This window comes from Agrobacterium sp. A3-95, assembly GCF_053521785.1.
On the sequence record NZ_JBNWDR010000003.1, the window covers coordinates 129,448 to 150,135 of the forward strand.

The following is a 20,688-nucleotide window of genomic DNA, read 5'->3' on the forward strand; positions in this document are numbered from 1 at the left end:
CGAACTTTTCATGCCTGCCAGACTGCGCCGGTTTTCCAGACCCTTACGGGATCAGGAAGCCGGCGATTTTTTTCGTTCCGCCACGGCAATGCCGGCCAGCGCCATCACCAGTGCCGCGATCTGGTAGGGATGCAGGGTTTCGCTGAGGACGATGACGGAGAGAAGCGTGCCGAAGACGGGGACGAGGTTGATGAAAAGGCCGGCGCGATTGGCGCCAATCTGCTCCACGCCCTTGATGTACAGGATCTGGGCGATGAGCGACGCGAAGATGGCGGCATAGACCACCAGCACCCAACCCTTCTGATCGGGCCAGACGACGTTGTCGCGTGAGATTTCCCAAAAGACCAGCGGGACTGAGGTTAGGAGGGCGAAAAAGGCTGGGATCGCCATCAGCGTGCGCCAGTCCACGATTGGTTTCCAGCGCAGGATGACGGTGTAGATGGCATAGACCAGCACCGCCAGCAGCATGATGGCGTCGCCGGCATTCATCTCCAGTTGCAGCAGCGAGACCGGATCACCATGCGAGGCGAGAAGCGCCACGCCGGCAATGGTAAGACAGAAACCGGCGATCTGGCCGAACAGCACGCGAGTGCGGAACAGGATGAAGTTCAGCACGAATATGACCATGGGAATGCCCGCCTGGATGACGGCGGCATTGATGGCGGAGGTGTGCTGAAGCGCGGTATAAAGAAAGACGTTGAAGGCGGTGTAACCGATACTGCCGAGCACGAAGAAGTAAGGCAGGCGTTTTTTCACCACCGGCCAGTCCTTGATGAGCTGCGGCACGGAAATGGCGAAGATGATGGCGACGGCCAAAACCCAGCGCAGGAAGGTAAACGCCATGGGGCTGATGTGGCCGACGGCGAGCTTTCCGGCAACGGTATTGCCACCCCAGCAGAGCGTGGCGATGATGAGGGCGAGATAGGCTTTCGAAGGCACGCTGATGTTTCGCTTCTTCAAGGGGCGGGAAAAAGGCTAAGGGGTGAAAAGCGGCCTTGTGTCCGCGCTTGTCCCCCCAAGGGGCGAGATAATGCGGAATTCGACGTTTTGTCACGGAAAAAGCAAAATTCACCATAAGAAACAGGGTCGCTTTCCGTAAAACAACGCAGTATACATTCGCGGGTTTGGGTTTCCCATCGGGTTATCGGGCGCGCAAGCGCCATGAGCAGGAAAGCAAGAAATGACGAATGTTGTGGTGGTCGGCTCGCAGTGGGGCGACGAAGGCAAAGGCAAGATTGTCGACTGGCTGTCCGAGCGGGCAGATGTCGTCGTGCGGTATCAGGGCGGCCACAATGCCGGCCATACTCTTGTCATCGATGGCATCAGCTACAAGCTTTCGCTTCTTCCTTCCGGCGTCGTGCGTCCGGGCAAGCTCGCCGTCATCGGCAACGGCGTCGTGGTCGATCCGCATGCGCTGATCGCTGAAATCGGCCGTCTGGAAGTGCAGGGCGTAAAGGTTACGCCGGAAAACCTGCGCATTGCAGACAATGCCACGCTCATTCTTTCCCTGCACCGCGAACTTGATGGCATGCGCGAAGACGCCGCCTCCAACAGCGGCACCAAGATCGGCACCACGCGCCGCGGCATCGGCCCGGCCTACGAAGACAAGGTCGGCCGCCGCGCCATCCGCGTCATGGATCTGGCCGACATGGAGGCGCTGTCCGCCAAGGTCGATCGCATCCTGACGCATCACAATGCGCTGCGTCGCGGCTTCGGCGCTGCTGAAGTTTCGCATGAAACCATCATGGAAGAGTTGAGCTCGGTTGCAGAACGCATCCTGCCGTTCAGCGAAACCGTATGGTTGCTGCTCGACAAGAAGCGCCGCGCCGGTGCGCGCATCCTGTTCGAAGGCGCGCAGGGCTCGCTGCTCGATATCGACCACGGCACATACCCCTATGTCACCTCTTCCAACACGGTTGCCGGTCAGGCCGCTGCCGGTTCGGGCATGGGTCCGGGTTCGCTGGGTTATATTCTCGGCATCACCAAGGCCTATACGACCCGCGTTGGCGAAGGTCCTTTCCCGACCGAGCTGCATGACGAAATCGGTCAGTTCCTGGGCGAAAAGGGCCATGAGTTCGGCACCGTTACCGGCCGCAAGCGTCGTTGTGGCTGGTTTGACGCAGCGCTGGTGCGCCAGTCGGTCGCCACCAACGGCATCACCGGCATCGCGCTCACCAAGCTTGACGTTCTCGACGGTCTGGACGAGCTGAAAATCTGCGTCGGCTACAAGCTCGACGGGCAGGAAATCGATCATCTTCCCGCAAGCCAGGGTGCGCAGGCTCGTGTCGAGCCGATCTATGTCACGCTGGAAGGCTGGAAAGAATCTACCGTCGGCGCCCGAAAATGGGCGGATTTGCCTGCTCAGGCAATTAAATATGTCCGTCAGGTGGAAGAACTGATCGGGGCGCCTGTCGCGCTTCTGTCGACAAGTCCGGAGCGTGACGACACCATACTTGTGACTGATCCGTTTGAGGACTAATGTCCTCGGCGATCTAGATTCATAAACCATATCGGGCCGGTACGTCGCCGGTCACGACGAGAAAGTGCTTATGGCGGATTTTGTAGCAGTCATTCGCAAGGCCGTGGATGGCTTGGCGAACAATACTCCCGAAAACCGGGCGAAGGTTTACGACAAGGCGCGCAGTGCGGTTGTGCGCCAGCTCGAGAATATGAAGCCACGTCCGCCGGAAGAATTGTTGCGCCGGCAGATCGCCAAGCTGGACGCCGCCATAGCCGAGGTGGACAGTGAATATGCCGAGGCCTTGCCGGCACTGGAGGAGGATGATGCTTTCTCCCCCGTGGCGGAAGAGGCGGATGCTGTCTATCATCCGCAGGACGTTGCCGAAGAGCCTGCCGTTCATGCCGCCGAGCGGTACGAGCCGGTGGAGGAAGAGCCTGCTCCGGTTGTGCCCGCACATTCGGAGCCGGTTTATCCTGTCCAGCCAGAGCCGGTTTATGAAGAACCGGCCCGCGAAGAGGAGCCTCTCCCCGAGGAACCCGTCGCCGCTTTAATCCCGCATGAGGAGCAGCATTACGGCGCGCGTGAGCCGGAGGAGCTTTACGACGCACCCGAACCGGCCCGTGTCGCGCCGGTTCATGAAGCCGGTCCTCACGACGAAGCCGGTACCTATTTCACCCGCGCGCATGAAGAGCCGGCCTATCAGCCGGAGGACGAGCGCGTTGACGATATCGCGCCTGAAGCGGCGGCCCCCCATGCCGATGATTCCGTGCCGCCCCATTGGGCGCAGCCGGTTGACGAGGATGACTGGCGCAAGCTCGAAGAAGCGCAGGACGAGGATGTTCGCCCGGCTGCCGAGGCCGAAGTGCGCCACGAGAGGGACGACCATTCCGTCGTCGCCGGTTATTCCGCGCAGCACTATCAGGCCCCGGATGTCAGCTTCGAGCCTGAGCGGCGCGACGGGAACGAGCATGCCGGTTACCGCGCTGCTGCCGATCACGATCCGATTTTTGGCGGGCACGACGATTTTTCCGAACCCCGGCAGACCGAAGACACGGCCCCGAAAAAGGCTGCTGTCGTCGAGGACTTCTCGTCCTATTTCGAGGACACGGATCTCGCGATCCCGCCGAAGGCCACGCCTGCGTTGCCGCGCGCCGATAACGATCCCTTCGATGACCGTGCCTCCAAGGACAACAAGGAGCGCACGCCCTGGGACGATCTGGACGAGCTGATCGGTTATGACGGCGCATCGTCTTCCAGCCGGGCAACGACGAACGAAATGCCCGCTCTCGGTGCTGGTGCCGCGACGCCCGCTTACATGGTCAAGAAGAAGCCGCGCCGGAATTATGCCTCGCTGGTACTTGCGCTTGTGGGCGCCGGGCTTCTTGCCGGTGGTGGTTATGCGCTCTGGTTGAACCGTGATGCGCTGAACGACATGGTCGGCGGCCTGGTGCAATCGGCACAGAAGGATGGCGGCACCCAGACGCCTCCAGCCAATACGGCGCAAACGCCGACATCCACACCGCCAGCTGCCCAGCAGCCGCCCGCCAGCGGGCAGCAGCCGACGACAAGCCCCACCAACCATCAGGCGCAGCCGCATGCCGATGACGGGTCCGTCACCGGCACGAAGTTCACCCAGCGGCTTCTGGCCGACGGGACCGAGCGCGACGAGGGGCCGGCGCCGGGCGCCAATGGCCAGCCCGTCACGGCGGAGGGCCAGTCGGTCTATGAGCAGAATGTTGCGCCGCCGCCTGCAGGCGAGGCTCCGGCCAATACGGCTGCGGGTACTCCGGCTGGTACGCCGCCGGCACAGCCGCCTGCTGCGGCCGCTGCCGCCACGGGCGACCGCATGTTCCTCTACGAGGAAGTGCTGGGCCAGACGGTTCCGACCGCCATTCAGGGCAGCGTTTCCTGGTCCTTGCAGCAGGAAAACGACAATGAGGGTCGTCCGTCCGCAACAGTGCAGGGCCAGATCACGGTTCCTGGCCGCGGCCTCAGCGCGCTCATCACCTTCAAGCGCAACACCGATCCTTCGCTTCCGGCAAGCCATCTGATCGAGATCGTCTTCTCGGTTTCGCCCGGCTTCGAAGGCGGCGCGATCGACAGCGTCCAGCGTATCGCGATGAAGAGCACGGAGCAGGATCGTGGTAACGCCCTGATCGCGGTTCCGGCCAAGATCACCGACGATTTCCACATGATCGCGCTTAACGACTTCCCGGATGCGATGAAGACCAATCTGGAGCTGTTGAAGAGCCGCAACTGGATCGACATCCCGGTTTCCTACCGCAACGGCCGCCGTGCGCTTCTGACCTTGCAAAAGGGCAATGACGGCATCGCCGCCTTCGACACGGCGCTACGCGAATGGGCGGCTGCAAAGCCCGCTACCGGTCAGTGATGATCTTGGGGATCGGCTAAAGCCGGTCCCCTCATTTCTTCCTTATGTCTTGCAAATAAAAAGCCCGCAGATCTCGCGATCTGCGGGCTTAGAAATTTACTGGCAAAGAATCTCACTCTCTCGTCACGCCGGACACCAAGGGGAGTGAGATGGGATGGCAGTCGAGCCAATTACTCCGACGTCATCCTCGGGACAGGCCCGAGGATGACGTAGCCGATAAGTTCAGCCCCGCTCTCTTAAAAAGACCGAGCCTTACGCATCCACCACGCGCAGCGCGCGGGCGGCTTCGAGGGCTTCCTTCTGCACCGCTTCCTGAACCTTCTCGAAGGCGCGAACCTCGATCTGGCGCACGCGTTCGCGGCTGATATCGAACTCGGATGAGAGTTCTTCCAGCGTCACCGGATCTTCGGCAAGGCGGCGGGCCTCGAAGATGCGGCGTTCACGATCGTTCAGCACGCCCATGGCCTTGGCCAGCATGCGGCGGCGGGTTTCCAGCTCGTCCTGCTCGATCAGCACGGCTTCCTGGCTTTCATGGTCGTCCACCAGCCAGTCCTGCCATTGGCCGGATTCGCCTTCGGATGCCTTGATGGGCGCATTCAGCGATGCGTCGCCATGCAGGCGGCGGTTCATCGAGATCACTTCTTCCTCGGAAACCTGCAGCTTGGTGGCGATTTCCTTGACGTGTTCCGGCTTCAGATCGCCATCGTCGATCGCCTGGATACGGCCTTTCAGCCGGCGCAGGTTGAAGAACAGGCGTTTCTGGTTGGCAGTCGTACCCATCTTCACTAGCGACCACGAACGTAGGATATATTCCTGGATCGAAGCCTTGATCCACCACATGGCGTAGGTGGCCAGACGGAAACCGCGTTCCGGATCAAACTTCTTCACCGCCTGCATCAGGCCGACATTGCCTTCGGACACGACTTCGCCAATCGGCAGGCCGTAACCGCGGTAACCCATGGCAATCTTGGCAACAAGGCGCAGGTGGCTGGTGACGAGCTTGTGAGCGGCGTCGCGGTCGCCATGCTCGGCGTAACGCTTGCCAAGCATGTACTCTTCCTGCGGCTCCAGCATCGGGAATTTACGGATTTCGTCGAGATATCTATTGAGACCGGCTTCGCCGGCCGTAATTGTAGGCAAACTATTGCGGGCCATAAAGCACCCCCTTATCTATGGTCTGGAACGGCACCCTCATCGATTGGCGATTACTCGCCCAAGGCACACCGCTAGTGGCGGGTCGTTACCGACCCCGCACGAACCCACGTAACAAATATGTATGCACCCGCCGCGTTTCAAGCGAACACAGCGTTCACACATGCGTTATGTCCCGGCGACACCTTCTTTGACCTGTTTAACTTTCGAACGGTAAATTCGTTCCGAAAAACCACCGAGACCGGAGCGCACCATCAACTCATACATGACCCGCCGGCGGGTGGGGTTGTGCAGGCGAACGACCCGGGAGCCGAGAAACTCCGTTTCGACATGATCGAGTGTCTGCAAGTCGGGGCCAGAGGCAATCGCGTCCGCGTAGACAGCGTGAAATTCCCGGCGGCAGACATAGGTCTTGTATTTCGTCATGGCGAAGCAGGCGAGGCTGTGGCCGTGGGTGCGCAGAAAATCGGCGACGCCAACGGTCACTTCCGGCCATGCGGGGTTGAAGGTATCGTCGAAGACGATGACGCCGTACGGGGCGATCACCTCCAGCGCCAGTTTCGCGTCCGCCAGCACATGGTGCAGGTGGTGCCCGCCGTCGATGCTGAAGAACCTGACGGGACCGGTCCGCGACGTAATATCGGTGGGTGCGAGCCGGGTGCTGTCGCCCTTGATGATCAAGTCCTCATCCATCGCAAAACCCAACCGCCTGCCGTTTTCCATCAGGCGGTCATATTGGTCGAGGCTTCCGTCCGAGGGTGGGTCGAGTTCGAACAGGTCGACGCCCAGAACCTTTTCCTGCGGCTGCGCGAATTTGCGCAGCAGAAAATAGGAGCGGCCATAATAGACGCCGATCTCCGCCATGCCGCCCTTCAGGCCGTCCCTTGTCTGCGCCTGCAGCAGCGCCTTGAAGACAAGCGCGTCGGGTGGGTCGATATAGCCTTCGACGCTTCGTAATTCCTGAAAGATAAACTGGCGTTCATCGGTGTTCATGCGCGATAGATCCCGTCGTCATGCCGGTTCCGTTCAGCTCTGCGGATAAAACGGCGTTCCTTGCAACGTCTGTCTTTCGGCAAGCCAGAGGTCCGGCCACGGCATTCGCGGTGACGATTTCAAGCTTTCCGGGGTTCGAAGAGGTGCGACGATTGAAGCGGAATTGGGGCGGTCTACAAGAAAGACCATGTGGGGAATATCGCTATCCGCTAATCTCTTTTTATTTTCCGTGGCTTCCGGCAAGATGCACGGCGTGGTTTTTTTGACCTCGCCGTGCGGCATTTTCAGCTCCGCAGGGCGATGAGCAGTTCTTCCATATCATCAGGCATGTCTGTTTCGAATTCCATCACCTCGCCGGTGCGGGGGTGTTCGAAGGCCAGGAGATAGGCATGCAGCGCCTGTCGCGGAAAGCGGTTGACGGTGCTTCTTGCCGGTTCCTCAAGCAGGTTCGCCTTGGTGCGGAAGGCCGCGCCATATTCGGGGTCGCCGATCAGCGGATGGCCGATATGGGCCATGTGCACGCGGATCTGGTGGGTGCGGCCGGTTTCCAAACGGCACTCCACCATCGAGGCGAGGCAGGACGCGTCCGCCTTTTCATGGAAACGTTCCATAACCTCGTAATGGGTTATCGCCTCGCGGGCATCGTCCGTGTCCTCGCGCTTGACGGCGCGTTTGGTGCGGTCGGCGCCGCGGCCGAGTGCGGCGTCAATGGTGCCGCGCAGCGTGCGCGGTCGGCCCCAGACGACGGCCTTGTAGGCGCGTTCCAGCGGGCCAGTGCGGCCGTGATCGGCAAATTGCGCGGCGAGATGGCGGTGTGCATTGTCGTTTTTCGCCACGACCATGACGCCGGAGGTTTCCTTGTCCAGCCGATGCACGATGCCGGGGCGCTTCACGCCGCCAATGCCGGAGAGGCTGTCACCGCAATGATAGATGAGGGCGTTGACCAGCGTTCCGGTCCAGTTGCCGGCGCCGGGATGCACGACGAGACCGGCGGGTTTGACGAGCACGATCAGGTCGTCGTCCTCATATTCCACATCGAGCGGGATATCCTCGCCCTTGGGTTCGGGGTCTTCCGGCTCCGGCATGACGATCTCGACGCGGTCGTGCGGGTGCACCTTCTTTTTCGGCTCGGTCACCGGCGTGCCGTTCAATAAAACGGCACCCTGTTCGATCAGGGCTTTCAGGCGGCTGCGCGACAGATCGCCGCCAACTTCGCCCGCCAGCCACACATCGATGCGGCCTTCGGCGTCTTCGCCGGCAATCAGGACTTTCCTTGCGTCTCCGCCTTGTTTAAAGGGGTCGTTCATTCTTATTTTTCCGATCAATCAGCATTCTAGGGAACCCGATGACGCACATCGAGCAAGACGAACAGGAAGACAAGCCGCTTGATCCGGCCATGGATAAAGTTCGCCGCAAGATGATCCGTTTGCAGATCGTGTCGGGCTCCGTGATGTTCATCAGCCTTATGGCTGTGTTCGGCGCGGTTGTCTACAAGGCGGTAGGACCATCGAAAACCGTTGTAACGCAGAGCGTACCGCAAAATCTGGCGGTTCCCACCGGCAACGGACCGCTTGCCGTGACCGCCAGCCTGCCGCAGGGCTTTACAATCGACAATGTCAGCTATTCCGGCGGTGACATGCTGTTTTACGGCAAGCTTGCCAACGGCACCCGCAAGGCGCTGGTCTTCAACGTCGCGGCCGGCCGGTTTCTCGCCGATGTGACGGTCGATGCCCAGTGAGGATATTGATCCGGCGGGCGTGCATGCGCTCCTGGACGGTCGGGCTCTGATCCCGGTCGAAGACCCGGCCGATCCGCGCATTGCCGCCTTTCGCGATATTCGCGAGCGTGATCTCACCGGTCGCCAGGGCCGTTTCATCGCGGAAGGCACGGTTGTGTTGCGCATGCTGGCCGCCGCCCACAAGGCGGATGGTGCCTTTGCGGCGGAAAGCATTCTCATCCTCAAGAACCGGCTTTCCGGCGTCGCGGATATCCTTGCCGATTTTCCGCCCGATGTGCCGGTCTATGTGGCGGAAGCGCCGGTGCTGGATGGCATTGTCGGTTTTCACCTGCATCGCGGCATTCTGGCGCTCGGCCGCCGGGTGCGTGACATTACGCTGGACGGGTTGACGGACGCGCTTCCCGCCTCGTCGCTGGTGCTGGTGGGCTGCGGCATTTCCAACCACGACAATCTGGGTGCGATGTTCCGCAACGCCGCGGCCTTTTATGCCGATGCGGTGTTTCTGGACGAGACTTCATGCGATCCGCTCTATCGCAAGGCGCTCCGGGTGTCCGTCGGTTCCGTTCTCTCGGTTCCCTATCATCGCGGCGGTGGTGCGGTGCAGATGCTGGAGCGGCTTTCGCAGGCCGGTTTTGCGATCTGGAGCCTTTCGCCGAATGGCGAGACCGAGATTCGCGATATTCCACGTTCGGAGCGCATGGCGCTGGTCATCGGCACGGAAGGCGAGGGGTTGCCGCAATCGGTACTGTCTCGGTTCCATACCGCCCGGATTGCGCAGTCGCCGCAATTGGACAGTTTGAATGCGGGGACGGCTTCGGGGCTGGCGCTTTATCAGATGGCGGGGGCGATAGGGCGGGTTTAGGTTTACCCTTTGCGCGTGGGGCTTACCCCCCTCTGCCCTGCCGGGCATAAGGGGGTGAGCCGCATACGCAAAGGCGTAGAGGTATCAACCCTTCCGCTTCTCCATCAACACACTCGCCCGCTTCGCAAGGCTCTCACGGCCGGTCGAGGCGGCGGCTTTCGCAAGCAGCCCCGGGATCGGCGATTTCTCGCCCTCCTGCGCTGCGGTGAGCGCAATCATCTGGGCGGCGATGCGGGCGATTTCGCGACGGATCGGTTCGTCGTTGCCGGTGCCGCGCACATTCAGCAGGCGTTCGGTGAGTGCCGTTCCCTGATTGCGGATATCCTCGATCTCCTGCTCCAGACCTTCCGGCGGCGGCACTGCCGGTTCGAGGGCGGTTGAGGCCGGTGCAGTGTCTGCCGCAACCACGGGCGCGATTTCGGGCAGGACGGGCGCCTTCTGCGGCTGGCTTGCGGTTTCCCCGTTCAGTACGGCGGGGTTGGGCAGACGAATGATCATGTCGTCGGCGCGGCCGCCGGTTGCGGCAAGCTGTTCCTTCAGGCGGGCAACCTCCTGATTGCGCAGGGTCAGCATGGTGTCGAGATCGGCATTTTTTGCCATGACACTGGCGATCTGTTCTTCCAGCCGGGTGACCTTGCGGCTTTCGCGCGCAACCGCCGTCATGGCCTCCTTGTTGCGGGCAGCGACATCCTGCAATTCGCGGGTCGCCGTTTCGCCCTCCTTGCGGAAACGCGAGGCGGTCTGTTTTGCCTGCTCGGCCTCCAGATCGCGGGTGGCGGCGAGGATTTTCGAATCATCCAGCTCGCGGGTCAGATTGGTGAGGCGAGCGGTGATCTCAGACATCTGGCCGGCACGCGCATTTGCGGCCTGTTCCTGCTCCAGAAGGTTTGCCTGTATTGCGCTCGCGCGTTCCTCGCTGGCGTCGAGGGCGCCTCGCAATTCGCCGATTTCCAGCGTCAATTCCTCGATTTTCAGCAAAAGGCCGCGGTTCTGCTCGCCGAGGCGATAGGCGTCGCTGGATGCTGCCTCGTTGGCGAGGCGGAGCGAGGTGTTCTTTTCCCGTTCGGTGTCCAGTTCCTGACGAACCTTGGCGTTTTCGGCGGCATAGAGCGCGCGTGCCATGTCCTTCTGGGCGCGAACTTCCTGGGGGCTGATGGGCATTGTCGCGCGCAGCCGGTTTTCCGTATAGGCAACGATGCGGCGATGGATCGCGGGCGCGATCAGCAAGGCCAGCAGGGTTGCGGTGAGAAAACCCAATCCGAAAAGAATGGCATATTCAATCACGCGAGACAGTCTCCGAAACTCAGATACGCGCGCATTCGGAAAGAGGAGCGCGAGAGCACGTTACGCTATTATTGCAACCGTTGGGAGGGGTATCGCCAAGGCAATTGCGCGGGGAGCCGCAAGAGTGCCTCCCCATCTCAGCGTCAGAAGGGGTTCCAGGTCGGTTCCTGGGTAAGCTTCAGGTAGCCGACATTGATGCCGAGGCGCGCGCCGATGCCGGTGCGAATGGGTGCCAGCGTGACATCGCTGCTTTTCAGATAGGTCATGCCGACGCCGGCGACGATGAAGGCCGAGCCGCTGACGCCGCCGTAACGGCGATAAAGCGAATCGACCGAAGGCAGGTTGTAGACCAGCATCATGGCGCGGGTGCCCTGGCCGCCGTAATCGAGGCCGAGCGACGGGCCTTGCCAGAAGACGGGATGCTGGCCGGCATTCTTGGTATAAAGCGTGCCTTCGCCATAGGTAAGGCCCGCGACGAAAGCGCCGGAGCCTTCCTGCCCCAAAATATAACCGTTCGGAAGACCGTATTGCTGGAAGGCGCGTTCCACCACCTTGGCGAGGCCGCCGGTGGTTTCACCGAAGAATCCGTGGCCTGCATCCACGACTTCCTGAAAAGAATATTGATCGCTGTTCTGGGCCGAGGCCGGTGCGGCCCACATCAAAAGGCTGGCAAGGAGCGCAAAAATCTTTCCCAGTCCGAGGCGTGCAATGGTGCGGGTTTTCGTAAGGCGCATCGTCATGTCCGTCCGTCTGTTCGTTGGTGCATCAGCCCGAAAATCCGAATCGATTTTCGGCAGGGCCCATGCGAAGATTCAAAGTTCCAGAGCATCCTTTATACGTCCGAACGGACGCAGGGCGCTCCAGGGTGGCCTGTTAAGGCATTTGGCATTTTGAAACCATCCTATTAACAATCGGTTTACCAAATATGGTGTCATTATGGCTTAACAATTTCCACACCGTCCGCGCCTCCCTTGCGCAGGAGAGAATTTTATGACGAGCAAACTCAATATCACGCTGTCCGGCCCCGATCTGGCAGCTCTTCTTTGCAGTCGTGTGTGCCATGACGTGATCTCTCCTGTCGGCGCCATCAATAACGGCCTCGAATTGCTGGACGAGGGCGGCACCGATGACGATGCGCTGGATCTCATCCGCACATCCGCTCTTAACGCATCCGTACGGCTGAAGTTCGCCCGCCTTGCTTTCGGCGCGTCCGGCTCCGCTGGCGCTTCGATCGATACCGGCGAGGCTGAAAAAGCCGCCAAGGATTTCGCTGCCGCCGAAAAGAAGGCCGAAGTGACCTGGAACGGCCCACGCGCCATCGTCGCGAAAAATCGTGTCAAACTTTTGCTCAACCTCTTTCTCGTGTCCTACAGCGCGATCCCGCGCGGGGGTAATGTGGATGTGGTGCTGGAAGATCCGGAGGGTGACGCCAAATTCGAAATCACCGTCAAGGGCAAGATGATGCGCATTCCGGCCAAATTCGCCGAGATCTACGAAGGCAGGCTGGAAGAGGCGGTCGACGCCCATTCCGTGCAACCCTATTACACGCTGCTTTTGGCGGAGGAGGCCGATATGGCCGTGGAATACAAGGTGCATGAGGATCGCATCGTGTTTACCGCAAAGACGGTTGCCGCGTGATCGTTCAGTTGCAGAGGTAGTTTTGTGAAAGGGCCGGGTAGCGTTTTCCGACGCGCCGGCCTTTTTTGCTTTTGGGGAAGAGGTTCATGACACGTCTGACAACCGCGCGCCTCGTCCTGCGGCCGCACGCCATCACGGATGAAGCGCTTTATTGTGCGTTCTGGAGCGCGGATGTCCGGCCCATCGAAGGGGTCACATCGATTACGCCGCTGGACCCCGAAATCGCCTTTGCCCGTCTTTTGCGCTTCATCGGCCATTGGTCGGTCTTCGGCTTCGGTCCCTTTGTCGTGGAGGAGGCAAGCTCCGGGCGTATCGTCGGCGAGGTGGGCTTTGCCCATATGCGCCGTGGAAACGGTACCGATTTCGATGGCGTGCCAGAAGCGATGTGGAAAATCGATGCTGATCTGAACGGCAAGGGCGTCGCGACCGAGGCGGTGGCGGCGGCAACAGGGTGGTTTGATCGCAGCGGAATTTCGCAGCGGACCGTCTGCATGATCGACCCGCTCAACACCCCCTCGCTCGTCATCGCCGCCCGTTTCGGCTTCCGCCTGTTTCGCGATTCGACATTCCGGGGCAATCCCATCCGGCTTTTCGAGCGGGTGGTGGGGGTTTAGTACTGCGCATTCCCACCGTGCCGTCTCAATCGCGTTTCAGGGCGTCCTGAAACCTGTTCGAGGTCTCGGACGGTGGCGGTTTGAACCAAGGGTTGATCCAAGATCAATTTTTGGAGCTTCACATGCGCTATTTTCTTGGGGTTGCCATCGCCATCCTCTCCACCGCTGCGCCCGTGATGGCGGAGAACGCTATTGGTTTCAGACAGCTGGAATTGCCCGATGATTCGGGCACGCGAATGCTGAACCTGTCATTGTGGTATCCGTCCGCACCATCGGGAAAAACTGAGACAGTGGGCGAAAACGCTGCCTTTTATGGTCTCGAGGTTCAACCTGATGCGTCGTTTCTGGCCGGTTCCCGTCCTCTGGTGTTGCTGTCACACGGATTTGGCGGAAGCTGGCGCAATCTGAACTGGATCGCCGGTGAGCTTGTTCAGCAGGGTTATATCGTGGCCGCGCCGGATCACGCGGGCGAATCATTCACTGAAGAGAATGCGATGGAGATCGTGCCGTTATGGGAACGCCCGCGCGACATCAGCAGAACGTTGACGGCGTTGCTCGATAACGATCAACTGGCTGGCAAAATAGACAGGGCACGCATCGCGGTCATCGGCCATTCTCTCGGAGGCTGGACCGCCATGGAGCTGACTGGCGCCCGCTACAGCGCCGATCTCGCGCTAAAAGACTGCAATGCGGAGAAGGTTCTGCCGCAATGCAAGGCACCACGGTTGCTGGCCAAGGTCGGAATCGTTAACGGTGGCAAGGCCGATCCACGCCTTTCGATGGATTTGCGCGATGCTCGCATCCGCGCGGTGATTGCGCTCGACGCTGGCCCGGCTGCCGGTTTCCTGCCGGAAACGCTGAAACGTGTCGATGTACCGGTTCTGGTTCTGGCCGCCGGTGTGGAAACGCCCGAGATTGCCGCCATCAAGGCCGATTCGGAATATATCGCCCGCAATCTGCCAAAGGCGACCACGGTTTATCGCGAAATACCGGACGCCAGCCATTTCAGCTTCATGCAGACATGCAAGCCAAACGGCGAAAAAATCGTCGAGGAGCTTTCACCGGGGGAAGGTTTCGTCTGCCGTGACGGCGGGGGCAGGGACCGCCTGGCCATCCACCGGCAGATCGCGGAGGCGATTGTCGGCTTCCTGAACGTGGAAATGCATTAAGACAGGTGTTCGGGACGTCTCGATGAACCGTTGCGCGACGTCCCGATCCTTCAGGCGACTTTTTGCGGATGATACCGATAGGCAAGGTCTTCGGGATCAGACCGTGGTGCCGATGGGTCGATAACACCGCCGAGGCGCTGTGCAACCGCTGCGGATTTGCTGTTGCGCGGCGAGACATAGCTGACGAGCGTCTGCAATTGCAGGGTCTCGAATGCCCAGTCGCGCAGTGCAGAGGCCGCTTCCGCAGCATAACCGTGGCCTTCCTGGCCGCCATAAAGCAGCCAGCCCAGTTCCTTTTCGGGAAATAGCGGGCCGTGATTGATGCCGACCTGGCCGATACATTGCCCAGTTTCGCCAAGTTCGATCATCAGCGCCCCGTGGCCGAAAAAATGCCAGTTGGCGAGATCGTGACAAAAAACGCCCCAGGTTGACGGCAGGTCATATGGTCCGCCGACGCCCATGGAGCGGGTTGACGCCATAAAGTCGCGATAGGCGGGGAAATCCGCCATGATCTGCGGGCGCAAAATCAGGCGTTCCGTTCTGAGGGTGGGGATAGAATGGTCCATGGCACTATCCAATCATGAAATCGCAACAAAAAACCCGCTGTCGCCAGCGGGTCTTTTAAAAACTGCCATATCCTGAAGGGGATCAGGCGGTTTCGAGAAATTCCGTGGCTCCATCAGGCTCGCGCAGGACATAACCGCGGCCCCAGACGGTTTCGATGTAGTTTGCGCCGCCTGCAGCATTTGCGAGCTTCTTGCGCAGCTTGCAGATGAAGACGTCGATGATCTTCAGTTCCGGTTCGTCCATGCCGCCATAAAGGTGGTTCAGGAACATTTCCTTGGTCAGCGTCGTGCCCTTGCGCAGCGAAAGCAGCTCAAGCATCTGATATTCCTTGCCGGTCAGGTGAACGCGCTGGCCGCCCACTTCAACCGTCTTGGCATCGAGATTGACGATCAGCTCGCCGGTGGAGATGACCGATTGCGCATGGCCCTTGGAACGGCGGACGATTGCGTGAATACGGGCAACAAGCTCGTCCTTGTGGAACGGCTTCGTCATGTAGTCGTCTGCGCCGAAGCCGAGACCACGAACCTTGTCCTCGATGCCGGCCATGCCGGAGAGGATGAGGATGGGTGTCTTGACCTTGGAAAGGCGCAAGGTTCTCAAGACCTCGTAACCCGACATATCGGGCAGGTTGAGATCGAGAAGAATAATGTCGTAATCGTAGAGTTTACCGAGGTCCACGCCTTCCTCGCCGAGGTCGGTCGTGTAGACGTTAAAACTTTCCGACTTGAGCATCAGTTCGATGCTCTGCGCTGTTGCGCTGTCGTCTTCAATAAGTAGAACCCGCATAATTATCCCCTTTGCCGCCCGCAGATTGGTAAATCATTGCCTCGCGCGATGCGGATCCAGACGTTGCCTGATTTGCAGGCTGCCACCAAATGGTTAACAAATTCTAATTGCCTTTGGCAAGGTGTATCGAATTTATTAAGCAAAGTTGGCATTTCGCTGTTTTTGCACGTGAATCCACCATCGCCAAAATTGAAGCTTAACGTGAGGATATCTCGCTAAGTGATTCAATCGACTCTTACATCGTCGGGCCCGTTTTTTTGGACCTGGCATTTACCGACCCTTAAATGATCGTGTTTATCATTAACGATGCCCGTAAACGAAAGGTTAACGGCGGCGTTTTTTTATTAACGCCGGGTAACTTTTGGGAATCATTCCGGCACAACGGGTTAACCGGGCCGGTTGAGCGGGCGGGTTAAACGGGCCGATCGAGGGGGCATAGTGCCTTTTTGATCCGGGTCTCGCTATCCATGGAGTATTGCGTATGAAGTCGCGTGACAGCCTGGTTCGCCTGAAAGAATTTCAGGTTAATGAAAAACGCCGGCAACTTAACCAGTTGCAGCAGATGATGTCCGAGTTTGAGCGGATGGCAAAGGAACTGGTGCATCAGATATCGCTGGAAGAGAGCAAGTCTGGCATTACCGATCCGACCCACTTCGCATATCCGACCTTCGCCAAGGCCGCGCGTCAGCGTGCGGACAATCTTCAGGTCTCGATCCGGGAGCTGAAGACCCAGCAGGAAGCCGCAGAGGCTTCTCTGGAAGAGGTGCAGGCCGAATATGAAAAGGCGGCGGCACTGGAAAACCGCGACGGAGCGATCCGCGCCCGCGCCTAGGTATTGGCGCAAGATCATATAAGGATCGTCCTCATTGACGGCTGCCGGTGGATCAGGAGGCGGCTTTCAATGACCGGATGCCCATGCTTTTTTCTGGAAGGCCGCCTCTCGTTGGCGGCCTTTTGCTTTGGTGCACCGCAGCGCCTTGCCCGGCTGGTTTCTTGCGGGGCAGGGACGCAGGGAATCCCTGCGTTTTCGATTGTCCGGGGCCGGGGAAAGGCGTAATTTAGTGAAGTTCCGACCAAGAGCCGGAGGCTTGTCCCACGCGCGCCCTGCGCGGACGCGGGTGGGCCAGAAGCGGGGAGGAAACAAATGGCCCGCCAATATATCGATTGCCGCGAATTCCCGAGCGACAGCAAATGCTCGATCGCCATCTCAGCCGATACGCCGGAGGAGCTCATGGAAGCGGCGGTTCAACATGCCGTGGCAGTGCATGGCGCCGAGGATACGCCGGAATTTCGGGCCGAAGTTCGAAGGAGCATACATGCAGGAACACCGCCGCTGAAGGTGGCGTGATTGCTGGCAGCCTGAAACCTATCCGTCGACATGCCGGGCCTCATCCGGCATCCAGCCGACGCGCGTCTGCGCGGCGGAAGATTCCCTTAAGCTCAAGGATTTGAGCTGGCTGGACCCCGGCTCTTGGCCGGGGTGACGGAGCGTGTGGGCTCCGCTTTTGCTAAAAAACAAACTTGAGGTTTTGTCCCAAGCCTCAGCCCGTCTGGCCAGTTACCCCTTGATAACATCTGCCCAGTCAGGGTGGCGTAGCGTCTGAGCCTTGAAGAAAGGGCAGAGCGGAATGATTTTCCAGCCGCCCTTGCGCGCTTCATCGATGGCATGGGCGGCGAGCGCCTGGCCGACACCCTTGCCCCGCAGTGCATCGGGCACGCCGGTATGGTCGATGATGATGAGGGAAGGGGAGGTGCGCGAATAGGTCATCTCGGCCTTGTGGCCGTCGATGGTTGCCGAATATTCGCCGCGCGATCCGGTTTCGGTTGTCTTGATATCCATGATCTCTGCCTTCGCATTGCTTTTCGTTTTTTCCACTGTAACGGCCTGCGCCTGAATTGAAACAGCGGGATAGCGAACGCAGTGGACACAAACCGGTGACAGTCACCGGCTGTGTCTGGCAATTTTCAGGGGAAATCCAAAATCAAACCGAAAGCCCCGTCGATGCGACGGGGCGTTTTGGAAGTTCGGTTTGGGCGCGTTGCCGCGCCGGCGCACTGGTTTAGTGGCGATATTGCTGAATGCGCGTGGTGCGCAGGCCTGCAAGGCCGTGATCGGCAATCGACGACTGCCAGGACAGGAATTCTTCGACGGTGAGCGTATAACGCTCGCAGGCTTCCTCAAGGCTCAGAAGTCCTCCGCGCACGGCGGCGACGACCTCTGCCTTTCTGCGAATAACCCATCGACGGGTATTTGACGGCGGAAGATCCGCAATCGTCAGAGGGCTGCCATCGGGGCCGATGACATATTTAACTCGTGGGCGTATCATTTCGGTCATTGGACACTCTATACAAACTCAAGACCATATGACGGGAACTTTAGCCCCGTACCTTTAAAAATTGCCTAAGCAGTTCGTGACAATTTATTAAGAATTTGAACGGTTTCGCCCGATCTGTTCGAGTCGCCTTATTTTGTCGGGAAAAAATTTTTCCAAAAATCGTGTTTTTTATCGTCCATCGGTTGTTTTCCTCACAACGCCGCAAGCGAAAGGCACGTTTTCCCGCTGCCGTGGGCGAATTCCGCGGCTCCCTCATGCAACAGCCGCAGGCGATCGCCGGCATTGAGGGGCAGGATAAGGGTCGTCGACTGCGAGGTGCCGGCATTGGAGGCGTTGCCCGCTACAGTGAGGCCGCCAGCCGCGCCGTTGACGGCAAGCAAAACCCGGTGCCCGGATGAGGACACCACGGCAAGCGACAGGGTGGCCAGATAGAGACCTTTCACGGGAACGACGAGTTCCCTTCCGCCGCCTGTGCCGACCGCGTCGCCGAGAACGAAACCACCCTCATCGATGAAGAGCATTGAAAACCCCGAAGCCGAGCCGTTGGCCGGCCTCGTCGTGCCCGAAGGCAGGCTTGCCAGAACCACGGGCCGGTTCGGCATCGTGACCCTGCCGTCGCCGCTGCACAAAAGGGCCGTGTGCCAGGAAATGCCGTCGGCGCTGGTCTTGATCGAAAAACCGTCATGGCCTGCAAGGCCCATTTCCGCCCGGCCGCTCCAGCCGGACTGGAACAGCAGCGAGGCGGTATCGGCCTTTGCCGCCTTGTTGATCGCCATGCGGTGGTTGCCGTTCTCTTCTGTGTGGGTGAAGAGGCTGGCGGGGGCGGCAAGCGCCAAACGGTTGGTGGCATCGGCCTGTGTGCCAATGCCAAGCCTTTCGAGGGTCGCCGCGGCAGGCAGCGGCACGTCCAGCCATGCGCTGTCCCGCAGGACGCGATGTTTACCCTCGCTGGCAAACCATGCCGTCCAGCCGGGCTGCGGCGCTATCAGCAGCCATGCACCGTCCTGCCGGAAGGCAAGCTTCCCGCCCTTGCCCGCCCAGTCGCCAGCGGCGTCAAGCGAGAGCAGGAAGCAGTCTCCCTCCGGCGCATTGTCGGGCGGGGCGGCGACCACGTCCTTGACGACCAGCTGGACGATCGCGTCCAGCCGCTGCAGCGCCTCGTTGTGGGTGACGTGTTTCTGTGCCTGCGAGGGCAGGATGTAAGGAAGCCTAAGTCTCGCCGTCTGTTCAGTCATGATGTCTCTTCCGCGCTCCGTGGCTGTTCGCCGGCGATTGTGATGCGGCGCGGCGGGGCGGGGATGAGCGGGGATGAAATTATTTTCCGAGATACCGGTTCAACGCCGGTATGATCGATATGGAGGAACTGATTTTGGGGCTCGGCGTATGCGGCTTACCCCCCTCTGCCCTGCCGGGCATCTCCCCCACAAGGGTGGAGATCGGCAAGCGGCTTTACCGTCGCTTCATTCTCAAACATTGAGATCTGCGAGACCTTGCCACGATTCGATCTCCCCACCTGTGGGGGAGATGCCCGGCAGGGCAGAGGGGGGTAAGCCGCAGACACCGAAGCGAACGCCTAAAAACGCCTGATCACCGAAGGAGGTCTAGCGGTCTCCTCGCAGGCTTATGTCGCGATATCCGCCGCAAGCGCCATTGCGCCCTCGGCAATGAAATCCGGGTTGGCGAGTGCATCTTCACCATCGCCTCTCACCTCATAGGCAAGCAGCCGCCCCTCGCAATCCAGCGTTCTGCCACCGGCGGCGCGCAGTACGGCGTCGCCTGCCGCCGTATCCCACATCATGGTGCGGCTGAAGCGGGGATAGATATCGGCAGCACCTTCCGCCAGCATGCAGAATTTCAGTGAGGAACCAACGGAAATGCAGTCTTTCAGGCCGTGTTCGGCCACGAAGGCTTCCGTTTTCGCGGTACAGTGCGAGCGGCTGATCAGCGCCACGGGGGAGGCGCCGCGCTGGCGTGCGCGGATGGGGTGGCGCGCGAGGATCGCTCCTTCGCCTGATATTGCGAGCTTTTCGGCGCTGTTGTCCTTGCCGGTCCAGGCCTGGCCGCGGCAGGGGGCGTAAACCACGCCGACAACCGGCACGCCGTTTCTGATCAGGGCGATATTGACGGTGAAATCATCCTTGCCGGAAATGAATTCCTTGGTCCCATCCAGCGGATCGACCAGAAAAAATTCCGTGCCTGTCTCCGGCAGAATGCCGTTCGAGACCGCTTCTTCGGCAATGACCGGGATTTCGGGAAAATGCGCAGCCAGTGCCTGTAGAATGATCACCTCCGCCCGCTGGTCTGCCTCGGTCACGGGTGAGCAATCGTCCTTGTACGATACGTGTGGCCCGGCGCGATGGACCGCCATGATTGCCTGCCCGGCGTCCAGCGCCGCTTTCGTCAATATGTCGATCATCTTGTTGCCGTTGCCATTTCGTGCCGGGGATCCTTTGCCCCTCTATTTCGCTACTCTTTTGCCCGCCACCCGTCAAACAATGCGTCAGGCAACACTGAAATAAGCATTCGAACGCCAATTTTTTAGCACTTACTGCCGAAATCCTGGCTATTCTGATCGGGAAAACGGCAACGAATGTGGAAATTCCAAATTTTGTGCAGGATCGCCCGTTTTTGACTTCACATTTTTAGCGAACACGATATGCATTTTGCAGGTGGGGGCTAATCGAAAAGGTTCCCCC

22 protein-coding genes are annotated in these 20,688 nt (G+C 59.8%); 9 read left to right on the forward strand and 13 right to left on the reverse strand.

Going from position 1 to position 20,688, the window contains the following annotated elements; translation table 11 throughout:
* Positions 1-51: 51 nt before the first annotated feature.
* Positions 52-939: a DMT family transporter gene (locus tag ACQZ5Y_RS10035; RefSeq protein ID WP_025594357.1), complete on the reverse strand. Its 888-nt coding sequence runs from the start codon at positions 937-939 to the stop codon at positions 52-54.
* Between the two features lie 241 nt (positions 940-1,180).
* On the opposite strand from ACQZ5Y_RS10035, the gene ACQZ5Y_RS10040 reads away from it, so the two are divergent.
* Positions 1,181-2,479: an adenylosuccinate synthase gene (locus ACQZ5Y_RS10040; RefSeq protein ID WP_003513983.1), complete on the forward strand. Its 1,299-nt coding sequence runs from the start codon at positions 1,181-1,183 to the stop codon at positions 2,477-2,479.
* 70 nt (positions 2,480-2,549) lie between these two features.
* Positions 2,550-4,853, forward strand: a complete 2,304-nt coding sequence (locus ACQZ5Y_RS10045; RefSeq protein ID WP_174049919.1) for a hypothetical protein — start codon at positions 2,550-2,552, stop codon at positions 4,851-4,853.
* Positions 4,854-5,105: 252 nt separating this feature from the next.
* Here ACQZ5Y_RS10045 and rpoH read toward each other — a convergent pair whose 3' ends face one another.
* The 4 genes from rpoH to ACQZ5Y_RS10065 form a co-directional block, all read right to left on the reverse strand.
* On the reverse strand, positions 5,106-6,008 hold the full coding sequence (rpoH, locus tag ACQZ5Y_RS10050; protein ID WP_003491840.1) for an RNA polymerase sigma factor RpoH: 903 nt from the start codon (positions 6,006-6,008) through the stop codon (positions 5,106-5,108).
* Positions 6,009-6,173: 165 nt separating this feature from the next.
* Positions 6,174-6,998, reverse strand: a complete 825-nt coding sequence (locus ACQZ5Y_RS10055) for a class I SAM-dependent methyltransferase (RefSeq protein WP_112402913.1) — start codon at positions 6,996-6,998, stop codon at positions 6,174-6,176.
* 33 nt (positions 6,999-7,031) lie between these two features.
* Positions 7,032-7,280: a hypothetical protein gene (locus ACQZ5Y_RS10060; RefSeq protein WP_003513980.1), complete on the reverse strand. Its 249-nt coding sequence runs from the start codon at positions 7,278-7,280 to the stop codon at positions 7,032-7,034.
* 2 nt (positions 7,281-7,282) lie between these two features.
* Positions 7,283-8,305 carry an RluA family pseudouridine synthase gene (locus ACQZ5Y_RS10065; protein WP_003513979.1) on the reverse strand — a complete coding sequence of 341 codons (1,023 nt, stop codon included), beginning with the start codon at positions 8,303-8,305 and terminating at the stop codon, positions 7,283-7,285.
* A 38-nt stretch (positions 8,306-8,343) separates the two neighbouring features.
* Between ACQZ5Y_RS10065 and ACQZ5Y_RS10070 the strand changes: the two genes are divergently transcribed.
* Both ACQZ5Y_RS10070 and ACQZ5Y_RS10075 read left to right on the forward strand, forming a co-directional pair.
* The gene (locus ACQZ5Y_RS10070; protein ID WP_003513978.1) at positions 8,344-8,736 is read left to right on the forward strand and encodes a hypothetical protein; all 393 of its coding nucleotides are present in this window, start codon (positions 8,344-8,346) and stop codon (positions 8,734-8,736) included.
* On the forward strand, positions 8,726-9,598 hold the full coding sequence (locus ACQZ5Y_RS10075; RefSeq protein ID WP_174049917.1) for a TrmH family RNA methyltransferase: 873 nt from the start codon (positions 8,726-8,728) through the stop codon (positions 9,596-9,598). The genes ACQZ5Y_RS10070 and ACQZ5Y_RS10075 overlap by 11 nt, the downstream gene beginning before the upstream one ends.
* An 84-nt stretch (positions 9,599-9,682) precedes the next feature.
* Here the strand turns inward: ACQZ5Y_RS10075 and ACQZ5Y_RS10080 are convergent, their stop codons facing one another.
* Together ACQZ5Y_RS10080 and ACQZ5Y_RS10085 are read right to left on the reverse strand one after the other, a co-directional pair.
* Positions 9,683-10,882: a coiled-coil domain-containing protein gene (locus tag ACQZ5Y_RS10080; protein WP_013636734.1), complete on the reverse strand. Its 1,200-nt coding sequence runs from the start codon at positions 10,880-10,882 to the stop codon at positions 9,683-9,685.
* Between the two features lie 143 nt (positions 10,883-11,025).
* Positions 11,026-11,622, reverse strand: coding sequence for a DUF1134 domain-containing protein (locus ACQZ5Y_RS10085; protein WP_003513975.1), 597 nt, complete (start codon positions 11,620-11,622; stop codon positions 11,026-11,028).
* A gap of 250 nt (positions 11,623-11,872) precedes the next feature.
* Here ACQZ5Y_RS10085 and chpT point away from each other — a divergent pair, with 250 nt between their 5' ends.
* The 3 genes from chpT to ACQZ5Y_RS10100 all read left to right on the forward strand — a co-directional run bounded on the left by chpT (position 11,873) and on the right by ACQZ5Y_RS10100 (position 14,303).
* On the forward strand, positions 11,873-12,520 hold the full coding sequence (gene chpT, locus ACQZ5Y_RS10090; RefSeq protein WP_003513974.1) for a histidine phosphotransferase ChpT: 648 nt from the start codon (positions 11,873-11,875) through the stop codon (positions 12,518-12,520).
* A gap of 86 nt (positions 12,521-12,606) precedes the next feature.
* Positions 12,607-13,134, forward strand: coding sequence for a GNAT family N-acetyltransferase (locus ACQZ5Y_RS10095; protein WP_013636733.1), 528 nt, complete (start codon positions 12,607-12,609; stop codon positions 13,132-13,134).
* A 122-nt stretch (positions 13,135-13,256) separates the two neighbouring features.
* Complete coding sequence (locus ACQZ5Y_RS10100) at positions 13,257-14,303, forward strand: alpha/beta hydrolase family protein (RefSeq protein WP_013636732.1); 1,047 nt, start codon at positions 13,257-13,259, stop codon at positions 14,301-14,303.
* Positions 14,304-14,353: 50 nt separating this feature from the next.
* Here ACQZ5Y_RS10100 and ACQZ5Y_RS10105 read toward each other — a convergent pair whose 3' ends face one another.
* Together ACQZ5Y_RS10105 and ctrA are read right to left on the reverse strand one after the other, a co-directional pair.
* Positions 14,354-14,869, reverse strand: a complete 516-nt coding sequence (locus ACQZ5Y_RS10105) for a GNAT family N-acetyltransferase (protein ID WP_174049915.1) — start codon at positions 14,867-14,869, stop codon at positions 14,354-14,356.
* An 82-nt stretch (positions 14,870-14,951) separates the two neighbouring features.
* Positions 14,952-15,656, reverse strand: a complete 705-nt coding sequence (gene ctrA, locus ACQZ5Y_RS10110) for a response regulator transcription factor CtrA (RefSeq protein WP_003491823.1) — start codon at positions 15,654-15,656, stop codon at positions 14,952-14,954.
* A 481-nt stretch (positions 15,657-16,137) separates the two neighbouring features.
* On the opposite strand from ctrA, the gene ACQZ5Y_RS10115 reads away from it, so the two are divergent.
* Positions 16,138-16,488, forward strand: a complete 351-nt coding sequence (locus ACQZ5Y_RS10115) for a flagellar export protein FliJ (RefSeq protein ID WP_003513968.1) — start codon at positions 16,138-16,140, stop codon at positions 16,486-16,488.
* Between the two features lie 312 nt (positions 16,489-16,800).
* Complete coding sequence (locus ACQZ5Y_RS10120; RefSeq protein ID WP_003513967.1) at positions 16,801-17,004, forward strand: DUF1059 domain-containing protein; 204 nt, start codon at positions 16,801-16,803, stop codon at positions 17,002-17,004.
* Between the two features lie 210 nt (positions 17,005-17,214).
* Here the strand turns inward: ACQZ5Y_RS10120 and ACQZ5Y_RS10125 are convergent, their stop codons facing one another.
* The 4 genes from ACQZ5Y_RS10125 to cysQ all read right to left on the reverse strand — a co-directional run bounded on the left by ACQZ5Y_RS10125 (position 17,215) and on the right by cysQ (position 20,408).
* On the reverse strand, positions 17,215-17,496 hold the full coding sequence (locus tag ACQZ5Y_RS10125; RefSeq protein ID WP_003513965.1) for a GNAT family N-acetyltransferase: 282 nt from the start codon (positions 17,494-17,496) through the stop codon (positions 17,215-17,217).
* A 220-nt stretch (positions 17,497-17,716) separates the two neighbouring features.
* Positions 17,717-17,992: a CtrA inhibitor SciP gene (gene sciP / locus ACQZ5Y_RS10130; RefSeq protein WP_003513963.1), complete on the reverse strand. Its 276-nt coding sequence runs from the start codon at positions 17,990-17,992 to the stop codon at positions 17,717-17,719.
* Positions 17,993-18,183: 191 nt separating this feature from the next.
* Entirely contained in the window at positions 18,184-19,227 is a 1,044-nt protein-coding gene (locus ACQZ5Y_RS10135; RefSeq protein WP_174049913.1) for a DUF2793 domain-containing protein, read from the reverse strand.
* A gap of 386 nt (positions 19,228-19,613) precedes the next feature.
* On the reverse strand, positions 19,614-20,408 hold the full coding sequence (cysQ, locus tag ACQZ5Y_RS10140; RefSeq protein WP_174049911.1) for a 3'(2'),5'-bisphosphate nucleotidase CysQ: 795 nt from the start codon (positions 20,406-20,408) through the stop codon (positions 19,614-19,616).
* Positions 20,409-20,688 lie beyond the last annotated feature (280 nt).

Coding starts and splice junctions, on each gene's coding strand:
- ACQZ5Y_RS10060 (WP_003513980.1), bottom strand. CDS start 7,280: ATGCCGCACGGCGAGGTCAAAAAAACCACGCCGTGCATCTTGCCGGAA.
- ACQZ5Y_RS10125 (WP_003513965.1), bottom strand. CDS start 17,496: ATGGATATCAAGACAACCGAAACCGGATCGCGCGGCGAATATTCGGCA.
- ACQZ5Y_RS10115 (WP_003513968.1), top strand. CDS start 16,138: ATGAAGTCGCGTGACAGCCTGGTTCGCCTGAAAGAATTTCAGGTTAAT.
- chpT (WP_003513974.1), top strand. CDS start 11,873: ATGACGAGCAAACTCAATATCACGCTGTCCGGCCCCGATCTGGCAGCT.
- ACQZ5Y_RS10085 (WP_003513975.1), bottom strand. CDS start 11,622: ATGACGATGCGCCTTACGAAAACCCGCACCATTGCACGCCTCGGACTG.
- ACQZ5Y_RS10105 (WP_174049915.1), bottom strand. CDS start 14,869: ATGGACCATTCTATCCCCACCCTCAGAACGGAACGCCTGATTTTGCGC.
- ACQZ5Y_RS10120 (WP_003513967.1), top strand. CDS start 16,801: ATGGCCCGCCAATATATCGATTGCCGCGAATTCCCGAGCGACAGCAAA.
- ACQZ5Y_RS10095 (WP_013636733.1), top strand. CDS start 12,607: ATGACACGTCTGACAACCGCGCGCCTCGTCCTGCGGCCGCACGCCATC.
- sciP (WP_003513963.1), bottom strand. CDS start 17,992: ATGACCGAAATGATACGCCCACGAGTTAAATATGTCATCGGCCCCGAT.
- ACQZ5Y_RS10075 (WP_174049917.1), top strand. CDS start 8,726: ATGCCCAGTGAGGATATTGATCCGGCGGGCGTGCATGCGCTCCTGGAC.
- ctrA (WP_003491823.1), bottom strand. CDS start 15,656: ATGCGGGTTCTACTTATTGAAGACGACAGCGCAACAGCGCAGAGCATC.
- ACQZ5Y_RS10100 (WP_013636732.1), top strand. CDS start 13,257: ATGCGCTATTTTCTTGGGGTTGCCATCGCCATCCTCTCCACCGCTGCG.
- ACQZ5Y_RS10045 (WP_174049919.1), top strand. CDS start 2,550: ATGGCGGATTTTGTAGCAGTCATTCGCAAGGCCGTGGATGGCTTGGCG.
- ACQZ5Y_RS10065 (WP_003513979.1), bottom strand. CDS start 8,305: ATGAACGACCCCTTTAAACAAGGCGGAGACGCAAGGAAAGTCCTGATT.
- cysQ (WP_174049911.1), bottom strand. CDS start 20,408: ATGATCGACATATTGACGAAAGCGGCGCTGGACGCCGGGCAGGCAATC.
- ACQZ5Y_RS10070 (WP_003513978.1), top strand. CDS start 8,344: ATGACGCACATCGAGCAAGACGAACAGGAAGACAAGCCGCTTGATCCG.
- ACQZ5Y_RS10040 (WP_003513983.1), top strand. CDS start 1,181: ATGACGAATGTTGTGGTGGTCGGCTCGCAGTGGGGCGACGAAGGCAAA.
- ACQZ5Y_RS10135 (WP_174049913.1), bottom strand. CDS start 19,227: ATGACTGAACAGACGGCGAGACTTAGGCTTCCTTACATCCTGCCCTCG.
- ACQZ5Y_RS10055 (WP_112402913.1), bottom strand. CDS start 6,998: ATGAACACCGATGAACGCCAGTTTATCTTTCAGGAATTACGAAGCGTC.
- rpoH (WP_003491840.1), bottom strand. CDS start 6,008: ATGGCCCGCAATAGTTTGCCTACAATTACGGCCGGCGAAGCCGGTCTC.